15 protein-coding genes and 1 tRNA gene are annotated in these 19559 nt (G+C 36.0%); 7 read left to right on the plus strand and 9 right to left on the minus strand.

The window, feature by feature from the left end; all coding sequences use genetic code 11:
• The first annotated feature begins 223 nt into the window (after positions 1-223).
• A complete protein-coding gene (locus CLU83_RS19990) occupies positions 224-739 on the plus strand; it encodes a protein NO VEIN domain-containing protein (RefSeq protein ID WP_100433230.1) in 516 nt (171 codons plus the stop codon).
• A gap of 147 nt (positions 740-886) precedes the next feature.
• Here the strand turns inward: CLU83_RS19990 and CLU83_RS19995 are convergent, their stop codons facing one another.
• The 3 genes from CLU83_RS19995 to CLU83_RS20005 all read right to left on the minus strand — a co-directional run bounded on the left by CLU83_RS19995 (position 887) and on the right by CLU83_RS20005 (position 5973).
• On the minus strand, positions 887-1426 hold the full coding sequence (locus tag CLU83_RS19995) for a hypothetical protein (RefSeq protein WP_100433231.1): 540 nt from the start codon (positions 1424-1426) through the stop codon (positions 887-889).
• A gap of 99 nt (positions 1427-1525) precedes the next feature.
• Complete coding sequence (locus CLU83_RS20000) at positions 1526-1903, minus strand: ankyrin repeat domain-containing protein (protein ID WP_100433232.1); 378 nt, start codon at positions 1901-1903, stop codon at positions 1526-1528.
• 491 nt (positions 1904-2394) lie between these two features.
• Positions 2395-5973, minus strand: a complete 3579-nt coding sequence (locus tag CLU83_RS20005; RefSeq protein WP_100433233.1) for a LamG-like jellyroll fold domain-containing protein — start codon at positions 5971-5973, stop codon at positions 2395-2397.
• Between the two features lie 312 nt (positions 5974-6285).
• Between CLU83_RS20005 and CLU83_RS20010 the strand changes: the two genes are divergently transcribed.
• Complete coding sequence (locus tag CLU83_RS20010; protein WP_100433234.1) at positions 6286-7746, plus strand: NAD(P)/FAD-dependent oxidoreductase; 1461 nt, start codon at positions 6286-6288, stop codon at positions 7744-7746.
• A 108-nt stretch (positions 7747-7854) separates the two neighbouring features.
• Here the strand turns inward: CLU83_RS20010 and CLU83_RS20015 are convergent, their stop codons facing one another.
• The 3 genes from CLU83_RS20015 to CLU83_RS20025 form a co-directional block, all read right to left on the minus strand.
• Positions 7855-8118 (minus strand): hypothetical protein, encoded by a 264-nt coding sequence (locus tag CLU83_RS20015; protein WP_100433235.1) that lies wholly within the window; start codon positions 8116-8118, stop codon positions 7855-7857.
• 72 nt (positions 8119-8190) lie between these two features.
• Positions 8191-8265 (minus strand) — tRNA-Val (locus CLU83_RS20020).
• Between the two features lie 336 nt (positions 8266-8601).
• A complete protein-coding gene (locus CLU83_RS20025; protein WP_100433236.1) occupies positions 8602-9852 on the minus strand; it encodes a glycosyltransferase in 1251 nt (416 codons plus the stop codon).
• A 108-nt stretch (positions 9853-9960) separates the two neighbouring features.
• Here CLU83_RS20025 and CLU83_RS20030 point away from each other — a divergent pair, with 108 nt between their 5' ends.
• Both CLU83_RS20030 and CLU83_RS20035 read left to right on the plus strand, forming a co-directional pair.
• Positions 9961-10542: a tRNA-(ms[2]io[6]A)-hydroxylase gene (locus CLU83_RS20030; protein ID WP_100433237.1), complete on the plus strand. Its 582-nt coding sequence runs from the start codon at positions 9961-9963 to the stop codon at positions 10540-10542.
• Between the two features lie 57 nt (positions 10543-10599).
• Positions 10600-13347, plus strand: a complete 2748-nt coding sequence (locus CLU83_RS20035) for an AsmA-like C-terminal region-containing protein (RefSeq protein WP_100433238.1) — start codon at positions 10600-10602, stop codon at positions 13345-13347.
• A gap of 95 nt (positions 13348-13442) precedes the next feature.
• Here the strand turns inward: CLU83_RS20035 and CLU83_RS20040 are convergent, their stop codons facing one another.
• Both CLU83_RS20040 and CLU83_RS20045 read right to left on the minus strand, forming a co-directional pair.
• Positions 13443-14186 carry a hypothetical protein gene (locus tag CLU83_RS20040; RefSeq protein ID WP_100433239.1) on the minus strand — a complete coding sequence of 248 codons (744 nt, stop codon included), beginning with the start codon at positions 14184-14186 and terminating at the stop codon, positions 13443-13445.
• Between the two features lie 170 nt (positions 14187-14356).
• Positions 14357-15592, minus strand: coding sequence for a folylpolyglutamate synthase/dihydrofolate synthase family protein (locus CLU83_RS20045; RefSeq protein WP_100433240.1), 1236 nt, complete (start codon positions 15590-15592; stop codon positions 14357-14359).
• Between the two features lie 152 nt (positions 15593-15744).
• Here CLU83_RS20045 and CLU83_RS20050 point away from each other — a divergent pair, with 152 nt between their 5' ends.
• The 3 genes from CLU83_RS20050 (at position 15745) to CLU83_RS20060 (ending at position 18402) form a co-directional block, all read left to right on the plus strand.
• On the plus strand, positions 15745-16440 hold the full coding sequence (locus tag CLU83_RS20050) for a MotA/TolQ/ExbB proton channel family protein (RefSeq protein WP_100433241.1): 696 nt from the start codon (positions 15745-15747) through the stop codon (positions 16438-16440).
• A gap of 3 nt (positions 16441-16443) precedes the next feature.
• Positions 16444-16839: a biopolymer transporter ExbD gene (locus CLU83_RS20055; protein ID WP_100433242.1), complete on the plus strand. Its 396-nt coding sequence runs from the start codon at positions 16444-16446 to the stop codon at positions 16837-16839.
• Positions 16840-17244: 405 nt separating this feature from the next.
• Complete coding sequence (locus CLU83_RS20060; RefSeq protein ID WP_100433243.1) at positions 17245-18402, plus strand: Gfo/Idh/MocA family protein; 1158 nt, start codon at positions 17245-17247, stop codon at positions 18400-18402.
• Between the two features lie 229 nt (positions 18403-18631).
• Here CLU83_RS20060 and CLU83_RS20065 read toward each other — a convergent pair whose 3' ends face one another.
• The gene (locus CLU83_RS20065; RefSeq protein ID WP_100433244.1) at positions 18632-19540 is read right to left on the minus strand and encodes a hypothetical protein; all 909 of its coding nucleotides are present in this window, start codon (positions 19538-19540) and stop codon (positions 18632-18634) included.
• Positions 19541-19559: the final 19 nt, after the last annotated feature.

The raw sequence follows: 19559 nt of genomic DNA on the forward strand, positions 1-19559 counted from the left end.
CTACCGCCCATCGTTTGACAACATAGCGGGTTTAGGCTTAATTTAAAGTTGGTTCTGTACTTGAAAGATTAGTGTTTAATTGAAATTTGTGCTTTATTTAGTTGGCACATCGCCAAACGACAATCCTTTCAGTTACCTCTAAAAGCGTAACGTAAACCAAAAAATAATAACTGAATTATGACTTTAGAATTTAGAGAAGTAACAGCTCCCAATCTTTAATTTGATGGAACAAGATAAAACGCCACAAAATATAAATGACCTTGTAAGCGAAATTGGAGAACGAATGATTTTGTTCAAATTGTATTCAACCATTTACAAAAAAGAGTATTTGGAAATTTTTAAAAATTATTCGGAATCAGGTTATGACATAGGAATTAGAAATACTAAGAACAACAGTAAAGTAAAGATTGAAGTTAAAACAAGACAACATTTAGTTACGACAACTGCCGAGAGAAGTAAAAACACTTGCCATTTTACTTTGACTGAAAACGAATGGAAATGTGCAGATTTTTTAATCGGTTATTGGATTGACTACAACGACTTTTTTATTGTGCCAACATCGAAATTGACAAAAACAAGCAGCGGAAAGAAAACCCTTTATAAACTTGTCTTTTCAAGGCTTAAGAAAAAAAGTATGGATGCGAATATTTATTCAGAAAGCTGTACTCCTTTTTTAAATGATTGGGCAACAATTTTAAAATTTGTAGACACCGACAGCCTGAAAAATGACAGCCATTAACATATGCCAGACTGGCGTTCGTTTGAAAAAAATACCTACTTAAATCAGAAGTTTAATTATATCGTTTGCAACGCAATTGTGGACAGTTCATCTTTCATAAAAACATTTTAAATCCCCTAATTAATGGTTCTTATACCATCCTTAGCATTAATTCATCCCAAGAAACTTTTTAGTATTAATTGAATTAATGATGAAAGAATCACTATTGATTTTTTGGAAGTCTAATGGTTTTGCTTCATTTGTAACATTACTTTCAATAATTAATTCCAGTTCGGCTATTTCATCAGATATTGTTCTTTCAATGCAAAGCGGATAGATTTTATCAGAAGCCGTATTCTCTGTAATTAAATCAGATTGAGCAATTATTTCACGCATTGATTCTTCATATTCCATAAAATCTAAATCATCAGAAACTGAAGCCTCAATGATTTTATTGCCTTCGGTAATAGTTTCTTCTATTGTTTTTGGATTATAAGCAATTACAGTTTCAGGATTGAATATAGCAGTTTCTTCGGCTAAAAAAGGTTTTTCAAATTTTCCTGTCACATCGTTTTGTATTTCTGCACTATCGTCAGATTGAATAATGCTCTCAAATGAATGGTATGGTAAGTTAACTGTGTTTTTTGCATTAGAAATAGTTGAAAATGATATTAACGCAACTCCTAAGATTAAAACTGAATTTTTCATGATTAATGGTTTTTTGATTGATTGATTGATTGATTGATTGATTGATTTTTTTTTAATGAGACACCATTATAAATGATGTCTCATTTATTTTTTTACTATTTATTGTTTTAAAAGCGCTATAGCTTCATTAGCATTCGATAACTCAGCATATTTTAATGCAGTAAATCCGTTTTCATCTTTTGCATAACGGATAGCTCCTTTTGCTAATAGAAGTTTAATAATTTCGGTTTGGTTGTAACGGGAAGCTACCATCAAAGGAGTCATTCCGTTTGATACTTCATTTACATCGGCACCATATTCTATAAACTTTTTGACAATGTTTACATCTCCTTTGCTGATAGCAATGCTCAGTGGAGAAGCTGTTTCAGAGGAATTAACTTCATGTAAAGTATTCGAAAATGAATACAGATTTGATGCTGATAAAGTACTTGTTGCAGTGATTAAAGCAACTCCTAAATAAATGATTGATTTTTTCATAATAATTAATTTTTTGATTGATGATTGATTAAATAATTTGGATCATATAATAATATCCTATGCAAATATATATCTTTAAAAAGGTATTGTGTATCACATAGTACTTTAAATTAACTTTTAATTAACAAATTTAATTATTTTATTGACTTTGTGGGTTAATATAAAAGAAGGGTATGATTGTAGAAATAGTAAGAACCTGAACAAGATTGTTATTTGCATCAACGTTCTAAACCGTAGACTATATTAAATCTTGGATTAGTTTTTATTGAATGATGGCAAAAAAGCAAAATCTCTCCTTTTAGCCCCGATTGAAGTAAAAATCCTTATAAGCCGGGGTTCGGCTTATAAGATTGTAACGGAAAGCGGGACGATATTTGTTGAAAATGCCCAGTCTTTCTGCTCCAAAAAATAATTATCGCCTTCAGCTGATATAAAAAAAGCGATACCATTATGTAGGATGGTATCGCTTTTTTGTAAATGCATAATAACTTTTATTTCATCAATAATTTTACATTATTGTTTAGATCTTCACCTGTAATATTTAATATGTAAACACCGGGTAAATTCTTTTTTGTCAAATGAATTTTGAAATTTCCTTTACTGTTGCCATTGCTTTCCAGTACTTCTTTAAGGATAATAGTTCCTGTTCCATCCATTAAAGTGGCTGTTATGTTTGGCGAGTTGTAAGAAGGAATGTTAATATTTATCTGTTCTTTTACAGGATTTGGATGTATGACAATTTCATTTGTCGTTATTCTGAAGCCCCATGTATCTCCTGTTGTTGTCCCATAATCATTTGAAGCGTCCACTCTCCAATAGTAATACACTCTAGAATTTAAAGCTGTCGGCAGTTGGTATGATGGATTTTCCGAATAAGAAACATCAGATAGTTTGCTTAGGTTTTCTGGGTCGGTACCAAAGTAAACACTATAATTTGTTGCATCAGTATTACTTTCCCAAGCTAAATTAAAGTTTTGGGTAGGCAGTTCTAAGAAATAAGTTCCATTTGCAGGATTAGGATTAATCGCTTTTATTGGAGCTGGAGCCGCTTCTGTAGTTGCTTCAAATATTTCGCTGTAATTCGAAGAATCGGTTTTGTTAGTTGCTTTTAATCGATAATAGTATTTAGTGCTATGAACTACATCGGTATCTGTATAAGCAGTTGTATTGGCTGCAAGTTCTGCTATTTGATTAAAAGAAGAACCGTCTAATGAGCGTTCTAATATAAAATTAGCTTCGTTATTTGAATTGTCAATCCAATTTAAAATTGCTGTAGTCGAAGCTAATGGTGTAGCTGTTGTGTGGCTTTCGAAAGTTAAATTCGATGGAGCATTGATAACTGTTGTGTTATATATCGCTGTAATTTCTGAAGCAGATAAAGCGTAGTTAAATATTTTTAACTCATCTAATTTTCCTTTGTAAGGAGCAGGAGTAGTGTTTGCATACAGCTCAAGTGTTCCAATATTACCAATTACTAAATCAGTTGGTTCACCAATACCCACAGCTGTTCCAGTTGCATCAGCCTTCTCACCAGTTAAAACACCATTAGTATATATTCTCAATTTTGCTGCAGTAACATCTCTCATAATAACTACATGTACCCAATTTCCATTAAAATAACTAGTTGCTGCTAATGTTGAATTAAGTTCTGTTTTAGTTTTATCATCGTCTATAGCAAATCGGAATTGATTACTTTTAATTTCTATATTAAATCTTCTTCCTGTTGCACCTGTTGTGGCATTTTTTGTCATCGAGCCTTTGCACAATATATAAGAACTCAAAGTTGAACCTGCGGGTATTAAGCTAGCATCTGCCTTCATCCAAAATGAAACAGTAAAAGAACTTTTGTCAAATAAGAGGTTTTCTTGATGCGGAATGCTTACCATAAGCTTGTTTGGTAATAATGTTCCAAAATCTATTGCATTATTTGCTTTTCCAGATACTCTAACAGCAGCATTATCAAAAGCAGCATCTAATCGGCCATTATTAGTATAACTTGAAATATCCGCAATTTGATCTCCATCTCCTGCGGTTTCCTTAAATGGCCAATGACCGACAAGTTCTGGATTTAGCGCGCGAAAATTCCATAAATCGCCAGTCACAACTCCTTTAGCATTAGAAGCATCAATTCTCCAATAATACGTTGTTGCTGGACTTAAACCAGTAAGTGAATAGGTTGGAGCCACAACATAAGCTACATCGCCTAATTTTGTCAAGCTGTCAGGATTTGTTCCAAAATAAACAGAATAAGTTGTTGTATTTGAACTGCCTGTCCATTTTAAAGCTAGAGCACCATTTAGCAGTTCTACGGCATTCAGTCCTGTTGCAGGTGCTGGAGTAGCTGCTTTTGTAGGAGCCGAAGGAATTGCTGGCGTAGTAATAGAATTTACATCACTGTAACTCGAAGATTCAGTGGCAGTTTTAGCTTTTATGCGATAATAATATTTAGTGTTAGTGATTAAATTTGCATCGGTATAAGTAACTGTATTTGCTGCTGTCTGCGAAATTTCGGTAAAAGAAAATCCATCTGTTGAACGCTCAATTACAAAATTAGTTTCGTTATTTGAATTGTTTGTCCAATTTAAAATCACTTTGCTTGAGGGAGTTGGTATTTCAACTGAACTTGCATTGAAAGTAATCGAAGTTGGGGGGATAATAAAATCCGGAGGTGTTTGATTTGTTAAACCATTAATGTACACTTCAATATTCAAATAGGGTACCTGTGTTGTGCTTACTGCCAAAGCATCGGCACTGTTTTTATTCAGCCCGTTTGCATCTTCCCAAGCATCTGGCATACCATCATTATCGGTATCCAAAGGAGCTGGAGCTCCATAAACATGTCCTGCTCCACCGTTTGTAAAACCAAACTTTGATGTTAAATCGGTTTGAACATAAACATAGGTTGCGGTTGTTCCTTTAGACATCAAATCGGAAATCATTAAATTCTCTACCTGATCGCGTCTCGGGTACGATGCTCCTACATTTGACACAACTTTATTATAAGCGTCTTGAGCCGTTAAGGGTGTATTTTTCATTGGATAATCATAAGGAGCTGACAGGATCGTTGCTATATCTCCAGTAGGATATCCCGTTAAATCTTGAGGAACTAAAGTACCGTCTAATACCCCATTTTTATTATTGTCAAAATAGTTGCCCGCACCATATAAAGAAAAATTATCATTTCCTCTGTTAAAAGGCGTAGTAACTGAAGCATTTGTATTTGGTCCTCCAATAAAATAATTATTAATAATATTTACATCTGAGTTTCCTGCAGAATCTCCTCCCATGATGTATGCGTCTCCAGATTCAGCATGCCCATAAGTATTTCCATAGTTCCCCCAATTATAAACCACGTTGTTTACAAACTCGTTAATTCCCTTTATTTTATTGTTACGAGTTTTGTTGCAGATATATAAATTTCCAATTAAACTTATTTTACCACCCACAGGAGGCTGCATCAATCCTCCCGCAGAGTGATTGTGACGGTGTAATCCTTGGCCAATAATAGAATTCTGAATCGTTATGTTATCAGGACTTGTGCCTTTGCTATCCCAGTTAATAGAAAACACTTCATCTGTACCCCAGGTAAAAGACATGTGGTCAAAAATCATGTTTGCGCCATTTGCAATACCTGACGCGTCTTGCCCTTGGGTTGTAGTTCCATACCGAATACGGAGATATCGGGCTATAGTATTATTTGAACCTGTAAATGTAACCTTTGCACCTAGAAGAACAATTCCTTCCCCAGTAGCCGTTTGTCCAGCAATGGTGGTGTTTTTTGCCACTACAATTTGAGATAGTGTGTTGATTATCCCTCCAACCTTAAATATTACAAATCGGCCTTCTTGACTAACTGCATCGCGAAATGAGCCCGCTCCGCTGTCATTTAAATTGGTCACAAAATAAATTTGAGGATTAGCAGCTCCTCTTGCTCCGGTTGTATACCTGCCAAATCCCGTAGCTTCAGGGAAGGCTAATGTTTGGGAATTTAAATTCCCGAAACTTAATGCAAGTCCGCAGATCAGCAGGGCTTTTGGAACTTGTCTAAAAAGTAAAGTTTTTAATTTCATAATGTAATTTGGTTTGATAATTAAGGTTAATTGTCTCAAAGCTATTTATTTAACATTTTATTAGTGTCCTGCTGTATCCTGTTATTTATTAGTAAATTATTTATAAATCCGTCTATCTTTTTGGGCTCACTCTATTTTTGGAGAGTCTCTTGTTGTCTGTATGAACTAGTCTGCAGACCATTTTTTGCAGAATTTAAAGAAGCTTTCAATAAAATAGGGTTGCAAAATCCTTTCTGTTTCAATTCGAAAAAAGTAGTTTTGCACTACTAATCTTTTGTTTTATAGAGAGAAGACAATATCAAGTTAAATAAAATGGAAGTGGAAAAAGTGGAAAATGAAAAAGCAAGCTGGGCTTTTTGTCCCGAATGTCAGGGACGCGGTAAAAAAAGTCAAAGGCTCAGCAAGAAAGTGAGACTCCGCTACCAGATGGAACTCGATCAATTTGAAAAAATGAAAGAAGGGACAGCTCCCGTTCGTCCTAAGGCTCATTTATCTTTATGTTTGAGCTGTTCCGGATCTGGGCTGATTCCTTCTGCCAGCTTTCCTGTAGCGGATAAAGAAAACTACCCACACGTTGCTATTATTGGCGGTGGAATAGGAGGTGTGGCTCTGGCTGTGGCTTGTTTACACCGCGGGATTCCTTTTACACTTTATGAACGGGATAACAACTTCGAAGCTCGATCTCAAGGCTACGGACTTACTTTGCAGCAAGCCAGTAAAGCGATCGAGGGGCTGGGTATTTTTTCGTTAGAAGAAGGAGTGATTTCAACAAGACATCTGGTTCATACTACAGAAGGAAAAGTAATCGGTGAATGGGGCGTCAGAAAGTGGATACCGACAGCTGCGAAAACTTCTCAGAAACGTTCAAATGTTCATATCGCACGGCAGTCTTTACGCTTAGCGCTGCTGGAACAGCTCGGCGGACATGATGTGGTACAATGGGGATACCAGTTAATAGATTTTAAGGATTCTAAGGATGAAGGTGTTGATTTAAGCTTTCAAGTAGATGGAGAGATAAAGAGCGCCAAGGCAGATCTTGTGGTTGGAGCCGATGGTATTCGCAGTTCGGTGCGGAGGTTGCTCATTGGTGATGATATTACCCCTTTGCGTTATCTGGGTTGTATTGTAATATTGGGTATTTGTCCTTTGAGTGCTATCGAAGGGGTTAACAGTTCATTGCTGGACTCCGCTACTGTATTTCAAACCGCCAATGGTAATGAGCGGATTTATATAATGCCTTATACATCCAACTCGGTGATGTGGCAGCTTAGTTTCCCTATGCCCGAAGAAGAGGCTAAGGCGTTAAGTGCTCAAGGACCTCAAGCACTCAAGGAAGAAGCTTGCCGAAGAACTCAATGGCACGATCCTATTCCTCAGATTTTAGAGGCGACCCTGATAGCTCAGATTTCTGGTTATCCTGTGTATGACCGGGAATTACTCAAATCAGAATTATTGGCAAAAGGTAAACAAGTGACTTTGATCGGAGATGCGGCTCACCCAATGAGTCCATTCAAAGGACAGGGGGCAAATCAGGCATTGCTGGATGCGCTCTCGCTCGCTCGGGGGATTACGAGAGGATGCAGACCTTTATCTCAATGGAGAAAAGCTGGACTGAGGGAAAGAGTATTAACTGAGTTTGAGTCAGAAATGTTAGCACGCTCTGCTGTCAAAGTGAAAGATTCTGCAGAGGCAGCGCAGTTCTTGCATTCCGAAATTGTGCTTCATGAGGGCGATGAGCCGAGAGGGCGGTGTTTGAAGAGAAAAGAGGAATAACAAGGTTTAGATATAACTTAATAGTTTGTTACGTTTATTGACTAAATAACCATTTTCAAAAATTATTCTATGTAATTGCTTTCATATCAAAATGTATTGCTTTACTTTTTATTTAAGATCATCTTCTTTTAAATCACTTATTGCGTTAATCTGATCAAGTATATTAGTTTGATTTGGCGAAATGTGGTTTTTGGTCTCTGGAATGTTTTCTTTTTTAAATAATAATGTCAAAGCATTATGAAGTTTTAATAATACGTCTTTGTCTTCTTTATCAATATCTACAGCAGTATTGAAATCAAATATGTAATTATTTGAATTTCGTACTTCAATTTTTATTGTTTTAGGCGTGATTTTAAATTTTACTATATCCATTCTTAGAGGAATATTATTAGTTTTTGTAAAAAAAAGACAAAAAAAAACTTCCCAATTTCTTGAGAAGTTTTGTGGGCGATGAGGGGTTCGAACCCCCGACCCCCTCGGTGTAAACGAGGTGCTCTGAACCAGCTGAGCTAATCGCCCTATTTTACTAGGTTGCTATCATTTTGTGATTGCGAGTGCAAATATAAGCTAGTTTTTCGCTTATGCAAAACATTTTCAAATAAATTTTGCTTTTTATTTTGGAAAAATATTCAGTTTACTGGTATTTAGTGTTTTAAAAAGTAAAAAAATCCAATAAAAATGATTTTAATTCGGAAAGTGGATGCTAAGAGACTAAGTTGCTAAGATTCTAAGCTGGAAAAATTGATAAATAACCAGCAAAAGCCTCGGATTTTCATTGAATTTTTTGAGCAAGAGATAAAAAATCTGTGCAAATCCGACTGATAAGTATAATCTGTGGGTATTATTTCATTGGAGTTAATCCTTTTTGCTGTTTTTGGCTTCAATCCAGCGTGCCATGTATTTTGTGCTGGTTAAAGTGTGGTGCTGCAGCAATGCTCCGAAGAAATTGTTCAAACGATGCTGTGGTAAATTAGAAAGCAAAAATTGTATTTGGTCTGCAAAATCATTCTCAAACAATCCTTTCGAATACCGTTGATTAATAATGACGATTCCGTTTTGCTGTGCTGCTGTCCAAAGTTTTTTATCTCGGTACAATTCTACGGCCGTTGCTGTAAATTTGTTTACATCATCAGTTACAAATCCATTCCATGGCAGATTTCCATGCATCGATTCGGCACCGATGGTGGTTGTAATACTCGGCGTTCCGCATTGCATGGCTTCGATCAGCTTTCCTTTTATGCCTGCTCCAAAGCGCAAAGGAGCTAAAACAATTCTCGCTTTTTGCACTACTTCGTTGGCATCAGCTGTACGTCCTTTGATGTGGAAACCTTCTTTGGGCTGGTGTAGCTGCATTACTTTTTGTGATGGATAAGCGCCATAAATATGAAGTTCAATTTCGGGTAATTGTTTTCTTAGTAACGGCCAAATGGTTTCTTTCAGATACTGAACGGCGTTCCAATTGGGTTCATGAAGAAAGTTTCCAATAAAAATAAAATCATTTCTTTCCTCAAAAGCATGGAGCTTTTCAAAAGCAGTTTCCGTAAGCGGTTCTAATAAAAAAGGCAAATAATACAGTAATTTTTTGTCTATTTTAAAAGTGGCTTTCAATAATTCCATTTCAAACTCAGAAATCATTAAGGAAAGGTCGCATCTCAGAATACTGGCGATTTCCCTCTTGGCAACTTCTTCTTTTAAAGTGTCCGCAATTGTGAAATCGCGATGTGCCTTGAATGCTTTTTGCCTTGCCAGTCGCAAACAATGCAAGTCTTCGGTGTCTAATATTCGTAAAGCATCAGGGCAATTTTCGGTAACGCGCCACCCAAATTGCTCTTCAATCATGAACCGGTCAAATAAAACAACAGCAGGATTCAGTTCTTTGACAAAAACATCAAAACTGGAGCAATTTAATGCAATTGATTTTTTATCGATATTCAGTGAGGCTAAATCAGCCATAAAATCACTATCCATAGCCGGACTGGCAAATGTTATGCTAAATCCTTGTTGTCGGAACTGTTTAATCAATTGCAGCATTCGGCCTCCTGCCGCCGAAGAATTGGGTTCTGGCCAAACAAAACCAATGATTAAAAGCTTTTGAATTGAATTCATGATATTGAGATAATGGTGCAAAATAATGCAATTTAAGCGGTTAAAGCATCATTTTTAAAGGGAAATCAACAGGAAAAACACTAATTTTGCAGGATTAAATCATTTGACATGCTTGGATTGAAATTAGTTACTGACCCGCGTTGGGTAAATATAGTAGAGAGTAATATTGAAGAAATATTGACCGATCACGCTTGGTGCGAACAAAAAGCGGCTTCGAACGCTATTAGTTTGATTACGTACAATTCGGAGTTGGAGGAACTGGTAACCGAATTATTGGTTATTGCGAAAGAGGAATTGGATCATCTGCAGTTGGTTCATAATTTAATAAAAAGCAGAGGATTAACATTGGGAAGAGAACGCAAAGACCATTACGTAAATGAGCTTTATAAATTCATGAAAAAAGACGGCAGCCGTAAAGATGCTTTGGTTGATCGATTACTGTTTTCTGCAATGATAGAAGCCAGAAGCTGTGAACGGTTCAAAGTGTTGTCAGAGAATATAAAAGACCAGGAATTAGCTAAGTTTTATCGTGATTTAATGATTTCTGAAGCAGGACATTATACCACTTTCCTTGGCTTTGCCAGAAAATATGTAGACAATTTTGATGTCGATAAGCGTTGGCAGGAATGGATTGAGTTTGAAACTTCGATTATTGTAAATTACGGTAAAAACGAAACTGTTCATGGTTAATATTCCGTAAACTGCTTATTTTTAAATTTTCATTTTATTAATTCATTTATCAAACACATGCCGGCGACCAATTATAAAACAATTTTTCTTAAAATTTTAAAATATACAGGCATAACGCTTGCGGTTTTACTGGCACTGATGTTTACCACGCCTTTAATTTTTTCGGATAAAATAAAAGAACAAGTAAAGAAAACGGCCAATGAAAAATTAAACGGAGAACTGAATTATACTGATGCGCATGTTTCTTTTTTTGCGCATTTCCCTTCCTTAACTTTGACTTTAACTGATTTTAAACTCAACGGATCAGCTCCTTTTCAAAATGAAAAATTAGTTACTGCGGATGAGATTGCTTTTGGAATTAACTTAAGCAGTTTGGTTTTTGGAGAAAGTATAAAAATTGATCAAATTTTCCTTTCAAATTCATTAATTAATGTAAAAGTCAATAAAAAAGGGGAGGCAAATTATAATGTGTATATCGCCGATAAAACTACTGCTCCAAAAGAAGAAGAAAAATCAAAAACGGGATTAAAATTAGAGGAAATCGAAATTAATAACAGTAAAATTATTTACGACGATCAATCTACCAATGTCCACATAGATGCAATAGGTTTCAATTATTTGGGTAATGGAGATTTGAGCGAAGCAATTTTTGCGTTGCATTCGAAAGCAAAAATCGAAAAGCTGAATGTCATTTATGAAAATGAACCTTACTTGATGAATAAAAAAGTGGATGGGGATTTGATTACCAAAATAAACACCAATTCACTGTCTTTTGTATTTGAACAAAATGATCTTTTTATAAACAAACTATTAGTCGATTTTACTGGGAAATTCGATTTTTTGAAAGATGGATACGATATTGATTTCAAATTAAAATCAAACAAAAGCAATCTAAATGATCTTTTTACTGCTTTTCCGCCCAAGTATATTACGTGGCTCAAAGACACAGAGTTAAAAGGTAATGTAGATTTGTTGCTTACTGTTAAAGGAAAATACATTGCTTCGCAAAACATAGGGCCTGATTTAAGTCTGGATTTTAAATTAAAAGATGGATTTGTGAATTATAAAAAGAGCGCTTTTCCAGTTTCTGATTTTAATATGAATATTGCTGTCAAAGTGCCTTCGCTGAATCCGGAACTTTTACTGCTGGATGCGAAAAGTCTTTCTTTAAACATAGAAAAAAATTACCTCAAGACACAATTGAAAATGAATGGAATGACTACGCCGGATGTTGATTTGGTATTGAATTCCAATATTGATTTAGAAAAATTAAATCACGCACTCGGAATTCCGGATATTGAATTGAAAGGAATGCTTGTGAGCGATTTGAAAGCCAAAGGGAAATATGACCAAAAGCAAAGACTTTTTCCAAAAACAAACGGAAAACTGGATTTGAAAAACGGATTTGTAAAAACCCAATATTACCCAAATCCAATTACTGATATCAATATTGTATCCACGATAACGAATCAAAAAGGGACTTATGATGATCTTTCAGTAGTGCTGAAACCTGCTGGTTTTACTTTTGAAGGACAGCCTTTTTCGGTAAAAGCTAATTTGAAAAATTTTGATGACCTGAATTATGATATTAAAGCCAAAGGAACTTTAAATATCAGCAAAATATATAAAGTTTTCTCCCGAAAAGGATTAGATGTCGATGGTTTCATCAAAGCCGATCTGGAATTGAAAGGAATTCAAAGCTATGCTGAAAAAGGAGATTACAGTAAGTTACAAAATAAAGGAACTCTTGAACTTAGAAACATCAATATTCAAACGGAATATTTGCCTAAATCACTGTTGATAAAAGAAGGAATCTTCAGGTTCAATCAAGACAAAATGTCGTTTAATACCTTTTTTGCTTCTTATGGACAATCTGATTTTAAGCTGAATGGTTATTTGAAGAATGTGTTTAATTTTATGTCTTCCAAAAATGGGATTTTAAGAGGATCGTTTACTTTAAACTCAAAATACATTAATGTTGATGAGTTTATGTCCAGTACTCCAGTCGTTCCCGCAACTGCGGAAACTAAGGTAGCTAGTACTACTGCACAAAAGACAGGTGTGATTCTTATTCCGTCTAACCTTGATCTGCAGTTTTATGCTACAGCGCACAAAATCAATTATCAGGGATTGATACTGCAGGATGGAAAAGGGGCGGTAAAAACCAAAAACGGAAAAATAGTAATGCAGAATACCGGCTTCAATTTAATTGGCTGTAATGTGGCCATGAATGCCGCTTATCAAGGAATGACTCCCGAAAAAGCAGTCTTTGAATATGAAATTAAAGCCAATGATTTTGATATAAAACGAGCTTACAAAGAAGTTAAGATGTTTAAGGAAATGGCAAGCGCCGCCGAAAATGCTGAAGGAATTGTATCGCTCGATTACAAAATAAAAGGAAGGTTAAATCAAGAAATGATGCCAGTTTATCCATCATTAATTGGCGGAGGCGTACTGTCCATAAAAGACGTGAAAGTGAAAGGTATGAAAATGTTTAATGCAGTGAGCAGTTCTACGGATTATGAATCGATAAAAAATCCGGAATTGTCCAAAGTAGCTATCAAGTCAACAGTAAAAAACAATATCGTTACCATTGAAAGGTTTAAATTTAAGTATGCAGGTTTCAGACCTCGAATTGAAGGAACATCAAGCCTTGACGGTAAACTGAATATCAAAATGAGGTTGGGATTACCTCCGTTTGGGATTATTGGAATTCCCCTGACTGTTACAGGAACTAAGGACAAACCAAAAGTAAAAATGGGCAGTAAAGGAGAGGATATTGAGGAAACTCAAGATACTGAATAAGAAATAATTGTTTTGTTCAATCAGAACAAAGTATAAATAAAACAGCACAAACCGCATTAATGACATTGTCAAAGCAGTTTGTGCTGTTTGCTTTTTTATTTGGAAACTCCTGGTAAATTGTGATAAATATAATCTCCATGAACACCTGTGAATGCTAATTTTAACTGATCAAAAAAAGCTTTGCTGTCGGTTTCGTTCGGCCATGCAGTTTTTACTAATTCATCTTGTTTTTGGCCTGATTTTTCTATGTCGGCGAAAGAGTCATAAAAATAGGCTTCCATAAAATCCCTGCTGTCCGATCCCCACGAGTGGCGAAATGGATAATATCCCTTGATGAAAGGGTCTTTCAGGGTAACTTTTTCATTGTATTCCTTCATGCCTTTTCCTTTGCCGGACATTGACATTTGCGATTTTCGGATGTAAACAATCATGGGTTCTTTGGTGATAGCTTTGAATTCTTTCATACCAATCGTTTCGATGGAGGAATAAATTTCGTCTGAGTGTATTGGAACATAATAGCTGTTTTGTTTGTCAAAAAAAGCGGTTCGTGCTTTTTCATCAGGCCAAGCTTTTTTGGCAAGCTCGTCTGAGAGTTCGCCAGCTTTTTCAATGTCTTCCCAAGTTTTGAAAACATTGACCAAAATCACTTCAGAGCTATTTTCGGTGTAATAATGGGTCAGAATTTCCGAGCCGATTATTAAATCATTTTTGCTCGTTACTTTGTCAAAGTACTCTTGTTCCGTTGCCTTCCAATCTTTAGCATCCGTATTTAAATTTCTGTGTAGGGTAGTAAAAGTAATAAATACAGGTTTGGGGGGATCTTGTGCATGAATATTCATACTGAACAGGAATGTTAAAATTAACATTCTCAACGAAAAAAAAGCGTTCTTTCTCATAATAAGACTAAAATTAAATTATTAATTAACACAAAACTCTTATAAATTTAGTAAATTGTTAATCAGGTAGTTATGAAATTTTAATTTTTTTTCAGAGAAAAAGAAAAGTATTTTTAAAACTCTTTATTTAACGGTAATTCAGCCACGACAAAAGTGCTTCCGCCTATATAAATAAAGTCTTCTTTTGTAGAATTATTCTGAGCCTTGCTGTAAGCTTCTGTTACAGAACTATATGTGTTTCCGTTCAGTGCAAACTGCTGTGCTTTTTCTTGTAACATAGCAGCATCAAGTCCCCGCGGAATATTCGGTCTGCAAAAATAATAAGTTGCGTTTTTTGGAAATAAAGGCAAAACTTCACCGAGTTCTTTGTCATTGACAACTCCCAGCACAATATGCAGGTTTTCAAAAGTTTCTTTTTGTATCTGTTTCAAAACAATTTCGAGACCGTTTTTGTTGTGAGCTGTGTCACAGATTACTTTTGGGTTTTCTCCCAATTGTTGCCATCTTCCCAGTAATCCTGTGTTTTTTACTACCTTGAGTAATCCCAATTGAATGTTTTTATCGCTTACTTTAAAATTGGTTTGCTCGTTTAAAATTTTGAAAGTTTGAATAACCGTTTTTTTATTGTGTTCCTGATAATCTCCAATTAAATCTGAAGGGTATGTTTCCGAAATCAAATCAGAAGCAAAATAAATTTCGGCTTTATTTTCTTTGGCTTTCGCTAAAAAAACAGGCTGTGTTTCAGGAATATATTCGCCAATAACAACGGGAATTTTGGGTTTAATGATTCCCGCTTTTTCGGTTGCAATAGATTCCAGAGTGTTGCCCAGAAACTGAACATGATCAATGCCAATATTAGTAATTACAGATACTAATGGTGTGATAATATTGGTGGCATCCAGTCTTCCTCCCAGTCCCACTTCGATAATAGCAATATCTATTTTTTCTTTTGCAAAATAATCAAAGGCTAATCCAACAGACATTTCAAAGAAACTCATGTCATTGGCTTCAAAAAAAGTTTTGTGCGTATTTATGAATTCACATACAAAATCTTCTGAGATTTCGGTACCGTTAATTTTGATTCGCTCCCGAAAATCTTTTAAATGCGGAGAAGTATAAAGCCCTACTTTGTATCCCGCTTCCTGAAGGACAGAGGCCAGCATGTGTGAAGTAGAACCTTTGCCATTAGTTCCTGCAACGTGGACACAGTTTAACTTTTCATGGGGATTATCAAGATGTTCCGCTAGTAAATGGATGTTGGTTAAATCTTTTTTATAAGCCGAAGCCCCTTGCAGTTGATACATTGGAAGCTGGTTAAACATCCAGTTTGTGGTTTCTTGATAATTCATTAATTTTTGATAAAAATAGTTGTGGATTGAAATATTTTTTGCTTTTTTTAGTTTAATATTACAGTGAAAATAGATCAGTTAATGTTTTTTGGTTTCTTAATGCAAAATTGAAATATTTTTTAGAATTAATGATTATAAACCCAGAATAAAATATGTTTAGTCTCATACAATTACAAGCTGATACTCTTGCCACTGCTGCGTCTAATGTTGTTATCGAAAAAGTGGCAACCAATAATGAAATCTCCGTTTTAGGATTCATTCTAAAAGGAGGATTTTTTTTAATCCCAATTGCGATATTGTTATTTTATACCTTTTATTTGATTATAGAACGCTATTTGTTTATCAATAAAAAAGCAAAAGTAGATCCGCTTTTAATGCGTGATGTGAGAGATCATCTTACCGCCGGAAATTTTGATTTGGCGCGTTCCATCACCGAAAGAACCAATACGGCTTCAGGAAACGTGATTAAAGAAGGAATTACATTGATTGGTCGTCCCATTGCCGAAATCGAATCCAATATGGATCGTGCCGCCGATATCGAAATCGCCGAAATGGAACAGCATCTTGGACAATTGGGACTTATTGCCGGTATTGCACCAACACTTGGATTCATCGGAACGATTTCTGGAGTAATTAAGATTTTCTATAGCATCTCGGTAACCGAAAATATTAGTATCGGTAATATCTCTGGAGGTTTGTATGAAAAAATGATCAGCAGCGGATCTGGGTTAATCGTAGGGATTATTGCTTACAGTGCCTACCATTTACTAAATGGGAAGATTGATAATTATGCTTTGAAAGTACAAAAGCAGATATTAGAATTCGTCAATATTATTCAAAAAGCATAAGTCATGTCTATCAAAAGAAAAAGAAGATTTCACGCTGAGGTCGCCACTTCGTCCTTGAGTGATATTATGTTTTTTTTGTTGCTGTTTTTCTTGATAATCTCCACTTTGGCCAACCCGAATGTGATTAAAATGACGCTGCCAAAGTCAAAGACCAACGAGAAAACCAACAAACAATACATCAGTTTATCGGTTACCGAAGACAAGAAATTCTACATCGACAAACAGCCCGTTGCTTTCGAAGAGCTCGAAGCTACTTTGATGTCCAAAATAAACACTCAAAAAGACCAAACGGTTGTTGTTAGGATTCCGTTCAATCTGCAGGTTCAGGATTTGGTCGATGTATTGCAGATAGGAGTGAAGAACAACTTAAAATTTGTCATCGCCACGAGTCCGAAGTAAAATTATAAAAATCAGTTGGGCGTGACCACAATAAAAAATGAGGCTGCTTTAGATTATCTAGAGTCGCCCCATTTTTTATTGCGGTCGGGCTATCCATGCTACTTCGGTAGCTAGCTTCTATCCCTCACGCAAATTGCCGAAACATGACATGTTTAGTTTATCCTAACAGGTTTTTTTAACCTGTTAGGTATCATTTTCGACTATTCTTAAAGAAGATTTTAATACCTAACAGGTCTTGAAGGCTTGTTAGGAAGTAAAACTACACAAACTGAGTCATTGGGAGGAACTACGCAAACTCACTCCGTCTATCCATCACCATAATTAATAATCCAAAAAAAGCAAAAGCGTAACATTTTCAAAAAGAGTATACTAATAAATTTAAGAATTAACTTAAAGGTATATTTTATGAAAAACATTTCAAGGCGGTCTTTTGTTAATAAATTTGGTTTAGGTGTTGGAGCAACTGTTGTTATGACAGCACTTCCTTCATACATAACACAATCAGAAAAGTTCCAGAAGCCATATACAGGGAAGGAGTTAAATATAGCGCTCTGCGGTTTAGGAAATTACGCAGCTATGTTGGCGTCAGGAATTGAAGCTTCCGAATATTGCAATTTAGCGGGTATAGTAACCGGGTCACCTGAGAAAGCTGTAAAATGGAAAAAACAATACAATATCCCAGAAAAGAACATTTATAATTATCAAAATTTCGACGAAATAGTCAATAACAAAGATATAGATTTAGTGTACGTTGTTTTGCCAAATGGCCTGCACAAAGATTTTGTAATTCGTTCAGCAAAAGCAGGAAAACATGTAATTACAGAAAAGCCAATGGCGATTTCTGTTGCCGATTGTGAAGAAATGATAAAAGCCTGTAATGATAATAATGTTCAATTGGCTATTGGTTATCGCCTGCATTACGAGCCAACACATTTGGAAATTAAAAGATTGGGACAAGAAAAAGTTTTTGGTCAAGTACGATTTATAGAAACATCGCTTGGCTATAAAACCTATGATACTCTTGATAAAAAAACAATCGTTGATAAAAACAGCCAAAGTGAATGGAGGCTAAACAAGAAATTATCAGGCGGTGGCCCTTTAATGGATTTAGGAATTTATTGCATTCAGGTGAGCCGTTATGTTTTAGGCGAAGAGCCAATAGCTATTACGGCACAATTCGGTACGGTGAATGATAAAAACAGGTTTTCTGAGACTGAGGAAAGCATATCTTGGCAAATGGAATTTCCGAGTGGTGCAGTTTCAAACTGCAATACTTCATGCGGCTACAACATTGATAGGTTTTACGCAACTGCCGACGAGGGTAGCTTTGAATTAAGTCCAGCATTGAGTTATGGACCCTATAAAGGTAAAACATCTGAGAAGGAATTGAAATTTCCTGAAATAAAACAGCAAAAAACACAAATGGATGAAATTTGTAAAGTATTGTTAGAAAATAAAAAATTACCCAATCATATCACAGGCGAAGAAGGATTAAAGGATATGAAAATTATTAATGCAGTTTATAAATCAGCGAAGACAGGAAAGAAAGTTTTCTTAACCTAGAAGATAAAAAGTTTTTTGCGTAAACTGAGTAATTCCTGCCAGAACACGAATGATTTGTGTTTAGATTTTAGGAAAATAACCTTCTGGAAATTTAAACCCGTAAACTAGCCCCGATGGAAGTGGCATCTCCCGATTTAGAAAAACAAGGCTTTTTTGCCGTAGTTTTTGTTAATCGGGAATATAACGGACAGCGGGACAACTGCTGATGAAAGACGAAAAAGTCCTGCTCCTAATTCAGATTGAAGTTGTAAATAATCTTGCCTATTTGTTTTACGGGAGCGTCAGAGCTGGCATCCCATTTGGTGTTCATGGCTGCAATTCGGGCTTGGTCGAGCAGGCATTTTGCGGTGTTGGTTGTGCCTTTTATACCCGCAACGGCATTCATGGTATTTCCGTTTCTGTCAACAGAAACTTCGACAACCACTTTCCCAGATTCGTTGCAAGTGTATTTGGGAGCTGGCTTGGAGAGCGCTTTTCGGTTTCCGAGAGAATAGCCGGAACCGCCTCCTGCACCACCGCCAGAGCCACCACCGCTACCTGGGCCGTAACCGCTGCCATTGCCAATACCGTTGCCAGTTCCATTTCCGCCACCGGTTCCTCCGCCAGAACCGCCTGTGCCATAATAGCCGGTTGCGGTTAAACTTCCATTGGATTTTCCTTTGTTGCCGGCGGTTTTATCATTGCCGTCACCGCCTTTGTTAGAGCCTTTTAGGATGCTCGCCAAGGCGTCATTGGTAGAATTGGAAACTTTAGGTTTAACGACTTCGGGTTTCGGAGTTTCTTTGACAACAACTTCGGTTTTTTTAGGCTTTTCTTTTTGAGGAATAACTACGCTTTCTTCGGTGGCATTCTCTTGAGATAAAATGGCTTCGTCGGGAGTGCTTTTGGCTGGCGCTTGTTTCACATGGTTTTGAACATTCAAGACTTTGCTTTGCGTGTTTTTCCCAGATCCTAAATCGCTGTCTCCAAAGTTTAAGGTAACTCCACCGCCACCACCGCCACCAGCAAGTGCTACGTTGTTTTCGGGATTATATGGAGGCCAGAATCGGATGAAAAATAACAGCAGCAATAAGGATGCATAAATGAGTATGGATAGGACTAATGATTTCTTTTGATCGTTGGAAAGTGTAGAACTCATTGCGGAAATTGAATTAAAA

Source organism: Flavobacterium sp. 1 (assembly GCF_002797935.1).
GTDB lineage: Bacteria > Bacteroidota > Bacteroidia > Flavobacteriales > Flavobacteriaceae > Flavobacterium.